Source organism: Nocardia sp. NPDC051832 (genome assembly GCF_040681285.1).
In the GTDB taxonomy this organism is placed as follows: domain Bacteria; phylum Actinomycetota; class Actinomycetes; order Mycobacteriales; family Mycobacteriaceae; genus Nocardia.
In genome coordinates this window covers 598,704-616,229 of the sequence record NZ_JBFAYL010000004.1, presented here as the reverse complement: position 1 = coordinate 616,229, position 17,526 = coordinate 598,704, and the positions used below count along the sequence as shown (strand labels likewise).

At 68.5% G+C, this 17,526-nt stretch carries 10 protein-coding genes (1 of these 10 cut by a window edge); 4 read left to right on the top strand and 6 right to left on the bottom strand.

The genetic code is table 11. The features are described from left to right. Nucleotides 1-10: 10 nt before the first annotated feature. A complete protein-coding gene (locus tag AB0M14_RS28280; RefSeq protein WP_365000021.1) occupies nt 11-988 on the bottom strand; it encodes a helix-turn-helix transcriptional regulator in 978 nt (325 codons plus the stop codon). A gap of 352 nt (nt 989-1,340) precedes the next feature. Here AB0M14_RS28280 and AB0M14_RS28275 point away from each other — a divergent pair, with 352 nt between their 5' ends. Next, entirely contained in the window at nt 1,341-1,628 is a 288-nt protein-coding gene (locus AB0M14_RS28275; protein WP_365000019.1) for a hypothetical protein, read from the top strand. 11 nt (nt 1,629-1,639) lie between these two features. Here the strand turns inward: AB0M14_RS28275 and AB0M14_RS28270 are convergent, their stop codons facing one another. From AB0M14_RS28270 to AB0M14_RS28260, 3 genes are all read right to left on the bottom strand, one after another. After that, nucleotides 1,640-3,316 carry an alpha/beta fold hydrolase gene (locus AB0M14_RS28270; protein ID WP_365000017.1) on the bottom strand — a complete coding sequence of 559 codons (1,677 nt, stop codon included), beginning with the start codon at nt 3,314-3,316 and terminating at the stop codon, nt 1,640-1,642. A gap of 73 nt (nt 3,317-3,389) precedes the next feature. Next, nucleotides 3,390-3,947 (bottom strand): TetR/AcrR family transcriptional regulator, encoded by a 558-nt coding sequence (locus AB0M14_RS28265; RefSeq protein WP_365000015.1) that lies wholly within the window; start codon nt 3,945-3,947, stop codon nt 3,390-3,392. Nucleotides 3,948-4,005: 58 nt separating this feature from the next. Then, entirely contained in the window at nt 4,006-4,539 is a 534-nt protein-coding gene (locus tag AB0M14_RS28260) for a hypothetical protein (RefSeq protein ID WP_365000013.1), read from the bottom strand. 241 nt (nt 4,540-4,780) lie between these two features. On the opposite strand from AB0M14_RS28260, the gene AB0M14_RS28255 reads away from it, so the two are divergent. The 3 genes from AB0M14_RS28255 (at nt 4,781) to AB0M14_RS28245 (ending at nt 8,585) form a co-directional block, all read left to right on the top strand. Next, a complete protein-coding gene (locus AB0M14_RS28255) occupies nt 4,781-6,061 on the top strand; it encodes a cytochrome P450 (RefSeq protein WP_365000011.1) in 1,281 nt (426 codons plus the stop codon). A 45-nt stretch (nt 6,062-6,106) separates the two neighbouring features. Beyond that, entirely contained in the window at nt 6,107-7,321 is a 1,215-nt protein-coding gene (locus AB0M14_RS28250) for a cytochrome P450 (RefSeq protein ID WP_365000009.1), read from the top strand. Between the two features lie 403 nt (nt 7,322-7,724). Beyond that, complete coding sequence (locus AB0M14_RS28245) at nt 7,725-8,585, top strand: SAM-dependent methyltransferase (RefSeq protein ID WP_365000007.1); 861 nt, start codon at nt 7,725-7,727, stop codon at nt 8,583-8,585. Nucleotides 8,586-8,624: 39 nt separating this feature from the next. Here the strand turns inward: AB0M14_RS28245 and AB0M14_RS28240 are convergent, their stop codons facing one another. Beyond that, entirely contained in the window at nt 8,625-14,834 is a 6,210-nt protein-coding gene (locus AB0M14_RS28240) for a type I polyketide synthase (RefSeq protein WP_365000005.1), read from the bottom strand. A gap of 7 nt (nt 14,835-14,841) precedes the next feature. Continuing rightward, a protein-coding gene (locus tag AB0M14_RS28235) for an SDR family NAD(P)-dependent oxidoreductase (RefSeq protein WP_365000003.1) crosses the window boundary here: on the bottom strand, nt 14,842-17,526 show its 3' end. Its footprint extends 14,073 nt past the window's final position; 2,685 of the gene's 16,758 nt are visible here — the last part of the coding sequence; the start codon falls outside the window, past its right edge; it ends in the stop codon at nt 14,842-14,844.

The window sequence follows — 17,526 nt, the reverse complement described above, 5'->3', positions numbered from 1 at the left end:
CCGCAGGCTGTCAGTGCCGCAACTCCTGCCGCGGGGAACGGCCGAAGGCCTGCTTGTACAGCTGGGCGAATCGACCGGGATGGGTGAACCCCCATCGGGCGGCCACGATGGCGACGGTGTAGCCGTCACTGGGTTCGGCCGCCCGGAGGTCCTGGCGGGCCCGGTCGAGGCGAACCCGCCGCAGGTATTCCAAGGGTGTCGTGTCGTGGTGGGTGCGGAACGCGTTCTGCAGGGCGCGGACGCTGGTACCGGATTGGCTGGCGAGCTGCGAAATCGTAATCGGCTGTGCGGGATTCGCTTGCAGGTAGTCGATCGCGCGCTGCAACGCGGAGTGCGCAACGACGCCCGGGCCGGGTTGCAGATGCAGGTCCATGGTGGTGTTGGGAAAGACCGCCAGGGCGGCCGCGGCCAGGGTGCGGGTCAGGTTCTGCAAAACCAGTTCGGTCAGCACCGGCGAGTCCGGGGCGGCGAGTTCGTGGTGGGTGAGATCGAACAGCCGGCCCCAGAATCGTTCGCTGCGTGGATCTCTCGGGACCAGCGAGGTGAATCGGAAAGCGGCGGCATCGATTCCGGATTCCGCGGCGAGATCGGTGAGCACGTCGTAGGGAATGTGCAGCAGGTTCACGTCGTGGCTGTCGCAATCGGCCAGGATCGGCACCCCGAACGGGAACACCATGAGGTCGTTGCGCTGCTGCTGAACGTCGTGACCGCCGCCGCGCAGCCGAGCCCGGCCCCGCAGCGAACGTTCGAAGTAGACATGGTCTTGCAACGGCGCGATCCGGCAGCTGTAGCCGATGGTGCTGCGGATCTCGGTGGCCATGATCTCGCCCCAGACCATGGCGCTGGTACGAACGCGGCATTGCGGCAGCGACTTCCAGAACCGGAGGTCGTTGTCGGCATACATCTGGCTGACGAACGCGACGGTCTCCTCGGCATCGCGAGACGCCAGCTCCTCCCGCCGGGCCTCGACCAATCGGTGCGCAGTCATTTCGGCCACCAGTATTCACTGGGCCGTGATCGAACGGGGCCGGATTCGGAACGATCGGCGGAGCCGGGGAAATTCCACCGCGGAGACCAAACCGGGCGCCGGCCCACACCGAAACCCTTGTCGGTGCTCATCTGGGATGGTCGAGCACCGGGGCGCAACCGCCCACCTGAAGGTCACCGGCCGAAACCGACCCCCCGACCTCGGCCGGTGACCGGACGGATGCGCGGCGCCGACCGTGCCGCGGCCGAATGGTCTCGGACCGGCCGAGATGATGGCTGTCCACTTCCGGACCGCGGTGGGCGGTCGGTAGCGTGGAGGGTGACCCGAGCAACTGGTAGGGACAGGGGAGGCGATGGCCGAGGAAAGCGAGGAGCTGGTGGAGGCGCTGGCGGTGCTTTCGGAGCTGCGGACGCTGATCGAGCGACTCCCCGAGGACGATCCCGCCTACGCCGACCTGCGGGAGCGGCGTCTGGTCGCGGCCGCCGAGGCGCTGAATCTCGGTGCCGAAGAGCGCACGGTGCAAGCGATCGGGGTGTTCTCCGAGCTGGTGATGCGCCAGATTCGGGCCATCGCGGCGGAATTCCGCCGCGATGACGACGAGGTGGAACGGGAAGCGCGCGCGGCCGGGCCGCTCTTCTGAGCTCGGGCGCGCTACACCATGGCCGGGACAGCGGAGAGGATCTCGGCGACCTGTGCGGGGTGGGTCAGCTGTGGGTAGTGCCCGGCTCCGGCGATCTCGGCAACCGGGTGGCCGACGGTGGTGACCAGCGGGTCGCTGCTGCCCGCGATGATTTGCACCGGGACGCTCACGCGATCGAGCAGGTCCCGCGATTGCTGTCGCTGCGCGCGGTCGGTGCGCAGCGCGGCGGTCACCCGGCGGGCCACACCTGGCCGATGTAGATCTGCCGCAGCGCTTTCCGCCTCCGGTGACTCGGGCAGGCTGAGCGTGCGGGCCAGCCGGGCGGCCGACAGATGCCGCAGAATCGGCGCGGCCAGGCTCGACCGGATTCGCCCGGTGGGTTCGGTCAGGAACGACGGCGCGATGAGGACGAGTCCGCTGATGCGGTCCGGGTTCTCGACAGCGAATCGCAGCGCGGGTCCGCAGGCCGCGGAGTGCGCGACCAGTACCGGGCGGGTCCGTACCGGACTAAGCAGATCGGTCAGCCAAGCATCGATCGACTGGCCGGTGGCGCTCGAGCGACCCAGGCCGGGCAGATCCGGGGCCAGGATCGGGCCGGGCAGTTGACCGGAAAGCGGCGCCCACGTGTCGGCGTTCATCGGTAATCCGTGCAGCAGAACGTATTCGGGGTCCAGGCGGTCGCCGTTCACCCAGGTGCGGCTGCCCGCGACGGCGTGCATGCCGTACCGGCGCGACCAGGGTGTCGTGGCGCCGAAGCGATCGGCCACCAGGTGATCGGCCCACTGGCGCAACGCTTCTGCGGCGGGCGGCATTGTCAGCCCGGCTTGCGCCGCCAAGACGCGAGCCGAGGCGGTCGGGTAGCGGTCGGTCGACAGGAACGACAGCGTCTCGGGATCCGCGCCGGTCAGCTTGGCCGGCAGTCGGCGCAGCAGGCCGGCGGGAATGTGGCGGCGCGGGGCCCGCACGCCGAGGTGGTCGGCGAGCGTTCCGATCAGTTCGGGCAGCACAGGCGTGTGCTCGTCGAGGATCCAATGATGGTCACCGACAGGTGCTGCCGGTATTTCGGCGAGGAACCGCACGAGGTAGTCGACGGTGACAATCGGGACGAAGGTGTCCGGTCCGCCCGGCAGCGCGGGGAGCCGTCCGTTCCACAGATCCTCGATCAGCGCGGACAGTCCGATGTGCTGATCCGGCCCGATCACCACACTGGGATTGGCGATCGTCAGCGGCACCCGCAATGCGCGGGCTCGGGCGCGCACCGCGCTATCGCCCTCGACCTTCGACGCCTCGTACGCGCCCAGTTCGGCGTAATCGGGTGCGCCGTCGTGCGCGCTGACCCGGTAGCCGCTGATATGCACCAGCCGCCGCAACTCGGGAAGCGTTGCGGCCCAGTCGACGACATGGAGCGCCCCGGTCACATTGGTGGCCCGCGCCTCGGCCACGCCGAGGCCGAAGGCGTAACGGCCCGCGGCGTTGTACACATCGCGGACCTGCGGCAGCCCGGACAACGGCTGGGTGATGTCGGCCGTGACGATGTCGAGCCCGGCGATATCCACGCCCTGGGAGAGCAGCCACGGGGTGAGAGTGTCCTTGCGGACAGCCGCCGCCACCCGTTGCCCGCGGGCGAGCAGCTCGGCGACGAGGGAACGGCCGAGGAAACCGGTCGCGCCGAATACGATCGCGTCCATTATGACTCCTAAATAGATCGGTCTACATATTTTCTGGTGCAAAAAGTGGCCCGCCGGGAATGGCGGGCCGAGATCAGCTCAGCAGTGCGCGGACCTGACGGGCGACGCGAGTCAGCGGGTCCCGGCTTCGGTGCGCCCGCGCCAGGAGCAGTGCGCCTTCGATCAGCGCCAGGGTCGTGACTGCGAGGTCATCGGCATCCGGGTGGTCCGCCAACCGTGCGCGTACCTCGCCCTCCCATGAGGCGTAGACCTCCGAGCATGCCTGTTGCAGTGGATCATTCGTGGCAGCCGTCTCCAGTGCCACGGTGGCGACCGGGCAGCCCTTCCGCCAGCCCGACTGTTCGAGCCGGTCGCCGAGCTGGTTCAGCACGCCCTCGGCGAACTCCGCGGCCGAGCCACTGGATTCGGCCAGCCCATGCAGGCTGTCGCTGATCGCCTGCCCGGCCCGCCGGATCGACGCGCCGACCATTTGATCCTTCCCGCCGGGGAAGTGGAAGTAGAGCGAGCCCCGGGGAGCGCCACTGGACGCGATCACCTGATTGAGCCCGGCGCCGAAGTAGCCGCCGGTCTCGAGCAATTCCTGTGTCGCGTCCAGTAGCCGGTCTCGTGTCTCGGTGCCCTTCTGTCCCATGCGACAAAAATAGACCGATCTACATAATTTGGCAAATCGACCCGGGCAGGTGGTGGGCCTAGAGGGCGCAGCCGATCACGCGGGCGTCCTCGAGCGGAACGCCATGCCTGTTCACACAGTCGATCGCGTCGTCGACCCCCATCAGGCGCCACCCTTCCGGTGCGGAGTACTTGAACATGTACACGACCGGGTGCAGGGTGCCTTCCGGCTGGCTCAGCGCGGTCGCATAGTTCCCGCTGCACTTCGCATTCTGGAGGTCGGCCAAGGGGTATTTGGGTGATGCCGTCATCCGCAGCGTGGTGATGAGGTATTCGCGGGTGACTACGGCGCAAGGTTTGGCCGCCGGCGCCGCCGTGGTCGGCGCCGCCGAGGTAGTGGGCTCCGCGGCGGCAGGTGCCGTGGTCACGACGGCGGGCGCCGTGGTCTCGGCCGAGGGGGCGACGGTTCCGGGGGTGGGGGCTGTGCCCCGAGCGGATGTGGAAACGGTGCTCGATGCCGACGGAGCGGCATCGGAGGCGCCCTCGCCACCACACGCCGTGAGGGCCACCGCGAGGGTGGTCGCTGCGGTCGCGAGCAGAACAGAACGGGTCATATTTCCTCCGCGCTAGAGGCCGCCCAACCGGCGGCCGTGTCCAGATCATCTGAGCGCGTGCAAATTTCATTACATCGGCGAACTATGTGGGAACTCACACGACATCGTGCTTCCTGGTTCCGTCGCCCGTGCCGAGGGCGCCAACCCGCGCCGGAACAGCTCCGCCGGTGGGCCCGGCGGCCTATATTGAGATCGGCGAGGCGCTGGCGCCTGCGGTTTTTGTTACGGCACAAGGGGTTTGATGGACGCGCGGTATTCGATCAGGTGGGCGGCGGAGCATGGGTTGCCGCGGCTGGTGTTTCTCGCGCTGCGCGGCCGGAATGATCCGCTCGCCCGGCTGATGAGCGGGGACGAAGGCTACGATGACCCGTACTCGCTGATCGATCAGCTGCGCGGTGACGGCGGGGTGCGGGTCACGCGCGCCGGTTATGCCGCCTTCGACTACGAGGTGTGCCGGGAGATCCTGCGCGACAGACGCTTCGGCGTGCGGCATCCGATCGATCCGGCTGTGCCGACGCTGTTGCGCCGCTATGCCGAGCGAGTTGTGTTGCCGCCCAACCCGATCGAAGCGCCATCCATGTTCGCGCTGGACCCGCCGGATCACGGCCGCCTGCGCAAACCCGTCGCCTCCGCCTTCACCCCCCGCGCCGTCGCTCGTCTGGGCGATCGGGTCCGCGAGGTCACCACGAAGCTGCTGGATGCGATGGCCACGCGCGAATCCGTCGACCTGATGGCGGATTTCGCCGCGCAGGTGCCGATCGTGGTCATCGCGGAGATAATGGGTTTCCCGGTGGCCGATCGCCAGCATTTCCTGAAGTGGGGGAGCGACGTCGCTCCGCTCCTGGACGTCGGAATTTCCTGGCGGACCCACCGTCGCGCGATGGCCGCGACCGAGGCGATTCGGGACCACCTTGCGGTCCACATCGAGAAGCTGCGCCGCGAACCAGGGGAGGACATCTTCAGTCTCCTGGTCTCCACGAGCGATCTGACCACCACCGAGTTGATGGCCACGGCAAACGTACTGATGGGTGCGGGTTTCGAGACCACCATGAACCTGATCGGCAATGCCGTCCCGCTCCTGTTGTCCCACCCCGATCAGCTCGACCTCCTGCGCGCCGAGCCAGAGCGCTGGCCGCTTGCGATCGAGGAACTGCTGCGGTTCGACCCGTCGATCCAGATGACCGCCCGTCGCGTCCTGGAACCTGTGGAATTCGATGGCGGCGGTCCCCTCGAGCCGGGACAGTCGGTCATCGTCTCCCTGGCGGGCGCGAATCGCGATCCCGTCAAATTCCCTGACCCGCACCGCTTCGACGTCACCCGCGTCAATGCCAGGGAACACCTCTCCTTCGGCACCGGCGTGCACGGTTGTATCGGCGCGAGCCTGACCCGGCTGGAGGTCCTGCACGCCTTGCCCGCCCTCTTCGAACGCTTCCCCGACATTCGCCTCGACGGCGAGCCGACCCGCCGCCGTCTGTCCACTTTGCGGGGTTACTCACACATGCCCGTTCGGCTCAAGTCGTAATTGATACTGGGTGGTAAGTTCGCTTCAATGCTGGGGAGATTGTCCTTGAACACTGAAGCGATTGTGCTGGATCCGACGGGCGCCGATGTTCAGGCCGAGAACGAACGGATCCGGCTACGCGGGCCGATCTCCTTGGTGGAGTTGCCCGGTGGGGTCTCGGCTTGGGCGGTCACCGATGCGGCGGTGCTGAAAGAGCTTCTCGCCGATCCCCGAGTGTCCAAGGATCCACGCCAGCACTGGACGGCCTACAAGGCCGGGGAGATCGATCAGCGGTGGCCGTTGCACCCGTGGGTCATCGCGGAGAACATGTTCACCGCGTACGGCCCCCAGCACCGCCGCCTCCGCAAGCTCGTGGCGCCGGCGTTCACCAATCGGCGCACCACCCTGATGCGCCCGGGGATCGAAGCCATCGTCGACGGACTGCTGCGGCGACTGGAAGCCCTTCCGGCGGGCGAGGCCGTCGACCTGCGGCCCACCTACGCGTACCCGGTGCCGATTCAGGTCATCGGTGAATTGCTCGGCGTACCAAAGCATTTGGATGCCAAGATCCATGCGTGTGTCGACGGGTTCTTCGACACCTCCTTCACTCCGGCGCAGGCGCAGGCCAATGTCCTCAAAATGGTCTCCCTCATGGGGCAGTTGATCTTCTACCGGCGCGGCAATCCCGGCGACGACCTGACGAGTGCGCTGATCTCGACTGTCGACGAGGACTCCGACCGGTTGACGCAAAAGGAATTGATCGACACCTTGATCCTGGTGATCAATGCCGGTCACGAGACGACGGTCAACCTGCTCGACCAGGCGATCGTCGCTTTGCTGACCAACCCGGAACAGCGGGCGGACGTACTTGCCGGCCGGGTGCCCTGGTCGGAGGTGATCGAGGAAGCGCTGCGGTACCAGCCGCCGATCACGCACCTGCCCCTGCGCTATGCGGTCGAGGATATCGAGATCGCCGGCGTCCGGATCGCCTCGGGCGAGGCAATTCTCGCCTCGTACGGGGCCGCGAGCCGGGACCCGAGAATACACGGAACCACTGCTGGAGATTTCGACGTGCACCGGGCAAATAAGGAGCACATCGCCTTCGGGTACGGTGCGCACCATTGTCTCGGAGCGCCCTTGGCCCGGCTCGAGGCGGCGATCGCACTACCGGCCTTGTTCGAGCGTTTTCCGACTATGCGATTGGCGGTGGACCCCGCCGAACTCCGGCCGCTGGGCAGCTTCGTTTCCAACGGCCATCGGTCGGTTCCCGTCCTGCTGTAAAACGGCAATCGCCCTGCCGGTAATGAGATTCACCGCACGCGGCCATTTCCTACGGGCCGCTGGCCAGGACGCTGGGACCGCGATTCCGTGTGCTCGGTGTGCAATATCCCGGCCGCCAGGACCGCAGGCACGAACCGTTACTCGAAAGTGTCGCCGACCTGGTCGAGGGCGCACTGCCGGAAATTCGGGAGTTGATTCCGCAGACCACGGGATCTCGGCGCATACCACCGGGCCTTTCACGGCGACGTCGTTCCCGGGCGGCCACTTCTACATCGATGCCAACTCGCAGGGTGTGGCTGAACTGATTCGCGATCAGGGCGCGCGTACATCGTCGACGTAGCCGCCGATCGACGTCACTCTCCCGCCGCGCCCCCGCCGTGAATTATTGTGCGAGACTGCAACTATGGATCGAACCGCTGGACCCATTTCGAATGTTTCGGACACCGCCCATTGGGTGGCCGCGTATCGCGCGATCGAATCCGCCCGGGCCGACGCGCTCTTTCACGACCCGCTCGCGGAGCGGCTGGCCGGCGAAACCGGCAAGGCCATCGTCGCGAATGAAGGGCGGAACGCGCTGGCCGGCTGGAACTTGGTCACGAGAACCAGAGTCATCGACGATCTGATCGCCGAAACCCTCGCCGAGGGCTGCGATCTGGTCATCAATTTGGCAGCGGGTTTGGATGCGCGGCCGTATCGCCTCGATCTGCCCGCCGATCTCCGCTGGATCGAAGCCGACTTCCCGGATCTGATTGCCGAGAAGAATAGTCTTCTGGCGGGCGAGACCCCGCGCTGTGTGCTCACCCGCGCCGCGGTCGATCTCGCGGACCCGAATGCCCGCGACCAATTCCTGGACGAGGCGCTCGAGGGTGCGAAAAAGGCGCTCGTCCTGACCGAGGGGCTGGTGTACTACCTGTCCGAAGACGAGGTCTCGGGATTGGCCGCCGCGCTGGCGCGACCCGAAATTCGCTGGTGGATCATGGATGTGAACAACACGCCAGTGGTCGATCGGTTCAATAAGGTCAACAAGAAGCTACTCGAGAATTCACCCTGGAAGTTCGGGCCGCTGGAACCGCTGCGATTCTTCGCTGACGCCGGGTGGACCGCGGGCAAGGTAGTCGGATTGTTCCGGATGGCGGCCCGATTCCGCCGTCTGCCCCCGCTGCTGTGGTCGCTCGCCTTCGCACCCGTCGGTCCCCGAATGCCATTGGGCGCCAAGCGGATACCGTGGTGTGCGGCGGTTCGGCTCAGCTACACCGGCGCGTGATCGGCGGCCGGGAGGGCGATCGCCCTCCCGGCCGCGGCCTCACGCCAGCTCTTCCAGCCAATCGTCGACCGCCGCGGCGACCTGATCCGATCCCTCGTGCAGCATGGCGAAGTGGTTGGCGTCCACCTGGACCACGCGATGGTTCTCATCCCACGGCTGGGCCTGCCACGCCGGGAAGTCCTCGGGGACACCGGGAATCCGCTGCGCGCACTGCAGGAACAAGGTGGGCGCGGTGATCTTCCCCGGCGCGATGCCGCGGAGCACCTGAATGTACTGACCCATCGCGGTCAACCGGGCGGGATCGAAGCGATCGAAGGCCGCCTCGTTGGTCACCATGTTCTCGGCGACCGGCTTGAGAATCCACTCACTCGCATCGCCCTCGGCCACCCGGTAGCTGTCCACCAGCACCACGCCCGCCGGCACGGGCCCGCCGAGCGCTTCCAGTTGTTCGGCGACGCTGTAGGCCAGCACCCCGCCGGAGGAGTAGCCGAACAGGACGAACGGCCGACCCTCGGCGGCATCCAGGATGGGCTGCAGCAACGCCTTCGTGGCCGCGGCATAGTCGGCGGGCAGCGGCTCGCCCGCGTGCGAACCCATCGGCGCGAGGCCGACCACGTCACGGGCGATCCGCAGTTTGCTGGCCATCCGGGCGTACTGGCGCACACCGCCCGCCGCCATCGGCGGGGCGATGCAGATGATGCGCGGCGACGCCGCCCCCTCGGTCATTCGGATGAGTTCCGGCTGCACGTCGATCTCGTCCTTGACGGTGAACTGGTCACGCATCTGCGCCGCGAGGTGCAGCAACAGGAAGGCGACCGAGAACTGCTCCCGCCCGACCGCGGTCCGGAACATGCCATACAGCGAGTCGTCGGCGACACCCTCCTGACGGTCTCGTTCGGTGGCCGCGCTGATGGCGTCCGCGAGCGCGCCCGCGCCTTCCGCCAACCGCTCGTTCAATTGCTTGGCGAGGATCTGCGGCGTCGGGAAGTCGAAGACCAGGGTGCCGGGCAACTGCACGCCGGTGGCGTCGCGCAGGGCGTTGCGGAACTCGACCGCGGTGAGCGAGTCGAATCCCATCTCGCCGAACACATTGTCGACCGCGATCAGATCGACATCCGCGTAGCCGAGCGTCGCGGCGGCCTGCTTGCGCACGAACTCCACGAGCAGCGGCAGCCGCTCCTCGGACGGCAGGCCGACCAGTTCCAGCAGCGGTGACGGCGTATCGCGCGGCGCCGATACCGGCACCAGCCCGCGGACCAGGGCAGGGGCCTGCTCGGCCCGCGTGCGCAGCACGGCACGGTCGACCGGCAGCGCGACCAACTGGGCCACGCCGGAGGTCACGGCGGCGTCGAACAGCGCCAGCCCGTCGGCTTCGGACAGCGCCGGAAAACCCTGCCGCCGCATGCGTTCGAAGTCCTCGTCGGACAGTTCGGCGCCCAGACCGCTCGATCGTTCCCACAGGCCGTAGTCGATCGAGGTGGCCGCCCACCCGGCCGTCCGGCGGTAGCTGGCGAGGGCATCGAGGTATACGTTGGCGGCCGCGTAGTTGGCCTGCCCGGCGGCCAGCACCAGCCCACCGGCGGAGGACACCAGCACGAACAGCGACAGCGGCAGGTCGCTGGTGAGTTCGTGCAGATGCCAGGCGGCGTCGGCCTTGGGCGCGAACACGGTGTCGATGCGATCGCTCGTCATCGATTCGATCAGGCCGTGGTCGGCGACGCCCGCCGCGTGCACGACACCCACCAGCGGATGCTCGGATCCGATTCCGTCGAGCAGTGCCGCCACCGCGTCGCGATCGGAGACGTCGCAGGCCATCACGGTCACCTGTGCGCCGAGTTCGGTCAGCTGGGCACACAATTCGTCGGCGCCGGGAGCGTCCGGCCCGCGCCGGGACGTCAAAACCAGCCGCCGCACACCGTATTCGGTGACCAGATGCCGGGCGAACAGCGCACCCAGTCCACCGGTGCCGCCGGTGATCAGCACCGTACCGGTGTCCAGGGGTTCCACCGGCTCACGGTCCATCTCGGTGACCTGATGTGAAACCAGACGCGGCACAAGGAGATTCGTGCCGCGCAGCGCGGCCTCGGGTTCCGCCGCGAGTGCCGCGGCGGCTGCGGCGACGGCGGCGGGATCGTGGTCGGCCGCACCCTCGAGGTCCAGTAGCCGCAACCGGTTCGGATGTTCGGCCTGGGCCGCGCGCACCAAACCCCAGACCGGTGCCTGCGCCGGGCGCACCTGCTCCCACTCGCTGGTGCGGACCGCGTCGCGGGTCAGGATCACCAGGCGGGATTCGGCGAATCGCGGGTCGCCCAGCCACTGTTGGACGGCCGCCAGCACGCCGTGCACCGCCTCGCGGGCGGCGTGCGAAGAGGCGTCGCCAGTCTCGGGGCAGTGGAGCAGCACGAGCTCGGGGACGACAGCGCCGCCGTCGGCGTCGAGTGCGGCGACCAGCGCCGCGAGATCGGGATAGCCGCGCACCTCGGCCGAATCCGGCGCATGTGCTTCCGCCGCACCCGATGCGGGTACTACCGGCGCGCCGAGGACCGCTGTGTGCGCCGGGGCTGCCGAACCGGCGACCGGCGTCGCGGCGACCCAATCGATCCGGAACAGGGCGTCGGCCACCCGGTCGGCGCGCAGCCGGTCCGCGGACACCTGCCGGGTGTCCAGGGACTCGACCGACAACACCGGGCTGCCGGTGCCGTCGGCCAGCCACAGCGTGAAACGGTTGTCGTGCACTCGGATTCGGACTCGGACGGCGCTGTGTCCAGCCGCGTACAGTGCGACTCCACGCCAGCTGAACGGCAATGCGGGCGCGTCGAGGCCACCATCGCGCATGCGATCCACGATGAGGGCGTGCATCGCCGCATCGAACAGTGCGGGGTGCAGGCCATATCCTGCGGCAGCCGCCGGATCCGGCAGGGCCACCTCGGCGAACAGCTCGTGTCCGTCGGTGCCGCGCTCGCCACGTCGCCACATGGCCCGCATGCCCTGGAATGCGGGGCCGTATCCGTAACCGGCGTCCAGCATCTCGAGGTACGCGCCGGTGACGTCGATGGCCTCGGCCTCGGCCGGCGGCCAGACGGCGAGATCGAAATCGGGCCGGACGTCCTCGGCGGTGAGGTCACCCTCCGCATGCAGCGTCCAGGCGACGGCCTCCGGCTGGCGCGAGTGCATCGTGATGCGCCGCCGGCCGGAATCCTGCGCCGCACCGACCACCACCTGCACCGACACCGCCGCGTGGGCGGGCAGTGTCAACGGCGCGTGCAGGATCAGCTCTTCCACCCTCGGGTGACCGAGCAATCCGCCGACGTGGGTCGCCAACTCGACGAATCCGGTTCCCGGCAGCAATGCCGTGCCGAGCACACTGTGGTCGGCCAGCCATCCGGCCGAGTCCACCGACCAGCGGCCGACGAAGCTCACTCCACCCGAATCCGGCTGTGGGACAACAGCACCGAGTAGCGGATGTGAGCTCGGCTCCAATCCCGCGGCATTGCCGGTGGCATCGCCCAGCCACGTCGTCGACAGATACTGCTTCGCGTCGAGCCAGTACCGCTCGCGTTGAAACGCGTAGGTGGGCAGGTCGATCGGCCGCGCGCCGGGATGGAACGCGGCCCAATCCACCTCGGCCCCCGACACGAACAACCGCGCGACCGCGGCCGTTACCGTGGCGGGCGTGGCCTCGTCACGGCGCGCCGCCGCGACCGCGACAACGCCTTCGGCGTCCACCGTTGCGGCCACCATCGGCGTGAGGACGGCGTCCGGCCCGATTTCGGCGAAGCGCACCGCACCCGCGTCCGCCATCGTGGTCACCGCGTCGGCGAACCGCACCGTGGCGCGCACCTGACGCACCCAATACGCCGGGTCCGACATCTCATCGGTCACCCGAGCGCCGGTCACGGTCGATACCAGCGGAATGGTCGGCCTGGCGAAGGTCACACCCGCGATCGCTGCCGCGAACTCCGCCGACATCGGTTCCATCAATCCGGAGTGGAACGCGTGCGAGACCCGCAAACGGTTTGTCCGCCAAGACTTCTCGGCGAACGCCTCGGCCAGTGCGGCTACCTCGGCCTCGATCCCGGAGATCACCACCGAAGTGGGGCTGTTCACCGCCGCGATCGATACGCCGCCGGTCAGCAGCGGAGCCACAGCGGATTCCGGCGCTCCCACCGCGAGCATCGCGCCACCCGAGGGGAGCGCCTGCATCAACCGGCCGCGCGCGGCCACCAAGACGCAGGCGTCCGGGAGCGACAGCACTGCGGCGATATGCGCGGCGGCGACTTCGCCGATCGAGTGGCCCGCCACCAGATTGGGGCGCAGACCCCACGCTTCGAGCAGGCGATACAGCGCGACCTCGAAGGCGAACAGTCCGGCTTGCGCGAAGACCGTTTGGTCGACCAGGTCCGTCGCCGTCAGCGCCTCGTCGAGCGAGATCTGCTGGTCGAGAAGTGGATTCAGCGCCGCGACGGTTTCGTCGAACGTCGTCGCGAAAACCGGGTGGGTACGCAGCTGCTCGGCCATACCGGCCCACTGCGCACCCTGGCCCGAGAAGACGAATGCCGTCGAACCCGAAGCCGCGCGACCCGACACCACGCCGGGTTTGGCGTCGGCCCGGCCCAAAGCCTCGATGCCCGAGAGCAGTTCGTCGCGATCAGCGCCTAGTACGACTGCTCGGTGGGTGTGTGTGGCGCGTGTTGCGGAGAGGGCGTACCCGACATCCTGTGGTGCGGCGTCATGTTCGCGGAGGTGCGAGCGCAAACGTACGGCTTGCTCCGCGAGTGCCGGGGCGCTGGCGGCGGAGAGTGCCCAGGGCAGGACAGCCCCGATGGGCGGCGCAACGGATTCACTCGCCGGGGCGACGGCAGGAGCCTGTTCGAGGATGACGTGTGCGTTGGTGCCGCTGATGCCGAAGGACGACACGCCCGCGCGGCGTGGGCGATCGAGCGTCGGCCACGGGACCGGTTCGGTCAGTAGCCGCACCTCGCCCGCGGACCAGTCGACCTTGGTCGAGGGCTGGTCCACGTGCAGCGTGCGCGGCAGTATTCCGTGCCGCATCGCCAGCACCATCTTGATCACACCGCCCACGCCCGCGGCGGCCTGTGCGTGTCCGATGTTCGACTTCAGCGATCCGAGCCACAGCGGGCGTTCCGGATCGCGATCGCGGCCGTAGGTGCCCAGCAGAGCCTGCGCTTCGATCGGGTCGCCCAAAGTCGTTCCGGTGCCGTGTCCTTCGACCGCGTCGACGTCGGCGGCGGTGATTCCGGCACTGGCCAGCGCCTGCTCGATGACACGGCGCTGTGCGGGGCCGTTGGGGGCGGTCAGCCCATTGGAAGCGCCGTCGGAGTTCACCGCCGAACCGGTCAGCACGGCGAGAATCCGGTGGCCGTTGCGCTGCGCGTCGGACAGGCGTTCCAGCACCAGCACACCGGCGCCTTCCGCCCAGCCGACGCCGTCGGCGCTGTCGGCGAACGACTTGCAGCGGCCGTCGATGGCCAGCCCGCGTTGCCGGCTGAACTCCACCAGCGTATCCGGGCCCGCCATCACGGTCACCCCGCCCGCCAGGGCCAGCTCGCACTCGCCCGAGCGCAGTGCGGCGGCGGCCGAATGCATGGCTACCAGCGAGGACGAACATGCGGTGTCGACGGTGACCGACGGCCCCTGGAGGCCGAAGGTGTAGGAGAGCCGGCCCGAGGCCAGCGATCCCGCGTTCGTATTGGCCGGATAGTCGTGGTACATCATGCCGACCCAGACGCCGGTTGCGCTGCCGCGCAGCGTCGCCGGGTCGATTCCGGCGCGTTCGAATGCCTCCCACGAGGTTTCGAGCAGGAGGAACTGCTGCGGATCCATGGTGGCCGCTTCGTTCGGGCTGATGCCGAAGAACACGGGATCGAAATCGCCTGCGGTGTGCAGGAATCCGCCGGATCGGGTGTGCGATCGACCGGGTTCCTCGCCGGTGGGGTCGTAGATGCGTTCGATATCCCAGCCGCGGTTGGCGGGGAGGTCGGTGGTGGCGTCGACGCCCTCGGAGACCAGTCGCCACAGGTCCTCGGGTGACTCGACGCCGCCGGGGTATCGGCAGGCCATGCCCACGATCGCGATCGGCTCACGCCGGGCGGCGTCGAGCTGACGATTGCGGGCGCGCAGCCGATCGGTCTCCTTGAGTGAGGCGCGGAGCGCGGCGGCGAGTTTGGCTGTGCCTTCAGGTGTTTCGGCGGGGGCGGCCTGAGCGGTCGGCTCGTCGAAATTCGTCATATCGCTATCAGTCCTCGGAGTTGTAAGCCAGATTGATCAAGTCGTCGAGATCGAGTTCGTCGATGGACTCGTCCGCCCTGTGCTCTGCTGTCTCGATGTGCGCTGCCGTCGCGCCGGGGCTTTCTTGCCCGTGCGCGAGTCGCATGAGCGCTTCCAGCAGTCCGGCTTCGCGGAGCCGGCTCAGCGAAATCGTCTGGAGCGCACTGCGAATCTCGTCTTCCGACGCATCCGCCGACGCGTCGGGCTGTTCGTTGCCGGTCAGCTCCCCGGCCAGGTATTCGGCCAGCGTCTCCGGTGCCGGGTAGTCGAAGACCAGCGTCGCCGGCAAGGGCAGACCGGTAGCGGTTTTGAGGGCGTTCCGGAATTCGATGGCGGTGATCGAATCGAAGCCCAGCTCGTTGAAGGCCCGGTCGGCCGCGATCGCCTTCGCGTTCTGATGCCCCAGCACCGCGGCCACCTGATCTCGAACCAGTTCGACGAGCACGCCGAGGCGCTCGCCCTCGGGTGTGTCAGCCAGCCGAGCGCGCAGTGCGGCCGGGGCGGCCGACACCGGGCGAGCGGGGACGAGCCCGGACAACAGGGCCGTCGCGAACCCTGCGCCGCGCAGCCCCTCCCGATCCAACCGGGCGAGAACCGGTGCCGCCGTATTGATTTCGGCGGCGGCGTCGAACAGCGCCAAGCCCTGCTCGGCCGACAGCGGCAGCATCCCAGAACGAACCATGCGGTGGCGCTCGACGGCACCGAGCTCGGCGCCCATGCCGCCGTCGCCGCTCCACAGCCCCCAGGCGAGGGACTGCCCGCACCGCCCGGACGCCCGGCGGTGCGCCGCCACCGCGTCCAGGCAAGCATTGGCCGCGGCATAGTTGCCCTGCCCCGGATTGCCGAACGCTCCGGCCGCCGAGCTGAACAGCACGAACGCCTTCAGCGGCAGCTCGGCGGTCAGCTCGTGCAGGTGCAGCGCCGCGTCGACCTTGGGCCGCAACACCGCATCCATCCGATCCGGGGTCAGCGACGCGACAGCGCCATCGTCGAGCACACCGGCGGTGTGGAACACACCGGTGAGCGGACGGCTCGCGGGGATCGTTGAAAGCGCCTCGGCGAGCGCGGCACGATCGGCGACATCGCAGGCGACGAAGTCGATTTCGGCGCCACCACCGCGGAGCTCGGCCGCCAGCTCAGCGGCGCCGGGCGCCGCCTCGCCACGCCGGCTCAGCAGCAGCAGATGCCGGACCCCGCGGGTGCGCACCAGGTGCCGGGCGAACAATCCGCCCAGGAAGCCACTGGCGCCGGTGATGAGCACAGTCTCGTTCGGACCGAAAACGACGCGCCCCATGGTCAGGGACTGGTTCGTCTGGCCGGTGGCATTGGCGACGCCCTGTGAGGCGACGCCCTGCGAGGCGACGGTCGCGGAGGCCGACGTGGTCGTTGCCCGGACCAGTCGTGCACCGTGCACTCGCCCGCCACGGACGGCCACCTGAGGTTCCCCGGACGCCAGGATCCCGCCCAACATTCCGGTGACATCGGAATCGCTGTCCACCAAGACGATGCGACCAGCACTCTCCGCCTGAGCGGACCGAACGAGTCCGGCCACTGCGGCACCGGCGAGGTTCGCAATATCCTCCCCGCCGACGGACACCGCGTCGCTGGTCCGAATCACCAACGCCGACCGGCCGGATCGCGAATCAGCGCTCCAGGTTTGCAGCACATGCAGCACGACGTGAGTCGCGGCGCGAACGGCATCGGGATCATTGCCCGCCGGGACATCCAGCACCACCGCATCCGGCACCTCGTCGGTTGCCGCCGCGGTGCTGCTCAGTGCTCCCGCCGCTGTGGTGCCGGCCGGCGCCGGAGACGATCCCGCCGTGATGGCTTCGGGCGATCCCGCCGTGATGGCTTCGGGCGATCCCGCCGTGATGGCTTCGGGCGATCCCGCCGTGATGGCTTCGGGCGATCCCGCCGTGATGGCTTGGAGCGATCCCGCCGTGATGGCTTGGAGCGATCCCGCCGTGATGGCTTGGAGCGATCCCGCCGTGGCGGCTTGGGGCGATCCTGCCGCACCCTTGGCAGAGCCGAGATCCGCCCATGGCACGGTGCGTACCTTGCTGTCGGACAACGACATCGGTGTCCACTCGACCTGGTACAGCGCGTTGTCGACCGTGGTTGTGAGCGCCGCGAGTTGCGCGGGATCGACCGGCCGGGCGGTCAATCGGCGCACAGTGGCCACCGGAGCGCCGGACGGATCCGTGAGATCCACGCGCACCGAACGGTCGCCGAGGCGGGTCGCGTGCACGCGCAGGGCGTCGGCTCCTGTCGCGTGCACGGTGACCCCGGACCATTCGAACGGCAATGCCGGGCCGGGTTCGTCAGTGCGACCCGCGTCGCCGATGAGCAGGGCATGCAGGGCAGAGTCGAGCAGCGCGGGATGCAGTCCGAAATCGGTGGCACCCTGTGGATCAGGGAGTGCGACCTCGGCGAACACTTCGTCGCCGCGCTGCCATACCGCCCGCAAACCCTGGAAAGCGGGCCCGTACTCGTACCCACTGGCGCGGAGCTCGTCGTAGACACCGCCGATCGGCAGCGGCTGCGCTCCGATCGGAGGCCACGCGCCGACGGACTCGGAGGCGGCCACTCGCGTGGCACTGGAGAGCCCTGCGCTGGCTACAGCTGCGGGCGCATCGCCTGCGGTGAGTGC

Excerpts from the sequence above, each read along its gene's own strand:
- AB0M14_RS28240 (WP_365000005.1), bottom strand. The coding sequence starts at position 14,834 with ATGACGAATTTCGACGAGCCGACCGCTCAGGCCGCCCCCGCCGAAACA.
- AB0M14_RS28275 (WP_365000019.1), top strand. The coding sequence starts at position 1,341 with ATGGCCGAGGAAAGCGAGGAGCTGGTGGAGGCGCTGGCGGTGCTTTCG.
- AB0M14_RS28245 (WP_365000007.1), top strand. The coding sequence starts at position 7,725 with ATGGATCGAACCGCTGGACCCATTTCGAATGTTTCGGACACCGCCCAT.
- AB0M14_RS28280 (WP_365000021.1), bottom strand. The coding sequence starts at position 988 with ATGACTGCGCACCGATTGGTCGAGGCCCGGCGGGAGGAGCTGGCGTCT.
- AB0M14_RS28265 (WP_365000015.1), bottom strand. The coding sequence starts at position 3,947 with ATGGGACAGAAGGGCACCGAGACACGAGACCGGCTACTGGACGCGACA.
- AB0M14_RS28260 (WP_365000013.1), bottom strand. The coding sequence starts at position 4,539 with ATGACCCGTTCTGTTCTGCTCGCGACCGCAGCGACCACCCTCGCGGTG.
- AB0M14_RS28255 (WP_365000011.1), top strand. The coding sequence starts at position 4,781 with ATGGACGCGCGGTATTCGATCAGGTGGGCGGCGGAGCATGGGTTGCCG.
- AB0M14_RS28270 (WP_365000017.1), bottom strand. The coding sequence starts at position 3,316 with ATGGACGCGATCGTATTCGGCGCGACCGGTTTCCTCGGCCGTTCCCTC.